Origin of the sequence: Salibacterium halotolerans, assembly GCF_900115625.1 — a bacterium.
In the GTDB taxonomy this organism is placed as follows: Bacteria; Bacillota; Bacilli; order Bacillales; family Marinococcaceae; genus Salibacterium; species Salibacterium halotolerans.
Genome location: NZ_FOXD01000044.1, coordinates 1 through 1,502, shown reverse-complemented (window position 1 = coordinate 1,502; position 1,502 = coordinate 1). Strand labels below are relative to the sequence as shown.

General features: G+C 57.1%; 1 rRNA gene. It reads right to left on the bottom strand.

From position 1 onward, the window contains the following. Window positions 1–23: 23 nt before the first annotated feature. Window positions 24–1,502: ribosomal RNA gene (locus BM124_RS18315) — 16S ribosomal RNA — on the bottom strand; the annotation flags it as partial.

Sequence of the window (1,502 nt, the reverse complement as noted above, 5' to 3'; positions counted from 1 at the left end):
TCGACTCGGAAGTTGCTCCGTAGAAAGGAGGTGATCCATCCCCACCTTCCGGTAGGGATACCTTGTTACGACTTCACCCCAATCACCTGCCCCACCTTCGGCGGCTGGCTCCTGAAAAGGTTACCCCACCGACTTCGGGTGTTGCAAGCTCTCGTGGTGTGACGGGCGGTGTGTACAAGGCCCGGGAACGTATTCACCGCGGCATGCTGATCCGCGATTACTAGCGATTCCGGCTTCATGCAGGCGAGTTGCAGCCTGCAGTCCGAACTGAGAATGGCTTTTTGGGATTCGCTCCACCTCGCGGCTTCGCTGCCCTCTGTACCATCCATTGTAGCACGTGTGTAGCCCAGGTCATAAGGGGCATGATGATTTGACGTCATCCCCGCCTTCCTCCGGTTTGTCACCGGCAGTCACCCTAGAGTGCCCAACTTAATGCTGGCAACTAAGGTTAAGGGTTGCGCTCGTTGCGGGACTTAACCCAACATCTCACGACACGAGCTGACGACAACCATGCACCACCTGTCATTCTGTCCCCCGAAGGGGAAAACTCCATCTCTGGAGCGGTCAGAAGATGTCAAGACCTGGTAAGGTTCTTCGCGTTGCGTCGAATTAAACCACATGCTCCACCGCTTGTGCGGGCCCCCGTCAATTCCTTTGAGTTTCAACCTTGCGGTCGTACTCCCCAGGCGGAGTGCTTAATGCGTTTGCTTCGGCACTAAGGGCGTCGAAACCCCTAACACCTAGCACTCAACGTTTACGGCGTGGACTACCAGGGTATCTAATCCTGTTCGCTCCCCACGCTTTCGCGCCTCAGCGTCAGTTACAGGCCAGAAAGCCGCCTTCGCCACTGGTGTTCCTCCACATCTCTACGCATTTCACCGCTACACGTGGAATTCCGCTTTCCTCTCCTGTACTCAAGTTCCCCAGTTTCCAATGCCATTCCACGGTTGAGCCGTGGCCTTTCACATCAGACTTAGGAAACCGCCTGCGCGCCCTTTACGCCCAATAATTCCGGACAACGCTTGCCCCCTACGTATTACCGCGGCTGCTGGCACGTAGTTAGCCGGGGCTTTCTGATCCGGTACCGTCATGGAACCGGCCTGTTTGACCAGTCCTTGTTCTTCTCGGATAACAGAGCTTTACGATCCGAAAACCTTCTTCACTCACGCGGCGTTGCACCGTCAGGCTTTCGCCCATTGCGGATGATTCCCTACTGCTGCCTCCCGTAGGAGTCTGGGCCGTGTCTCAGTCCCAGTGTGGCCGATCACCCTCTCAGGTCGGCTACGCATCGTTGCCTTGGGGAGCTTTTACCTCTCCAACAAGCTAATGCGCCGCGGGCCCATCTGAAAGCGCGAGGAAAATCCCCGCTTTTCCCCGTCGACCAGGCGGTCGACAGGCTCATCCGGTATTAGCTCCGGTTTCCCGGGGTTATCCCGGACTTTCAGGCAGGTTGCCCACGTGTTACTCACCCGTCCGCCGCTCGTTCCACAGGTTTCACCCCG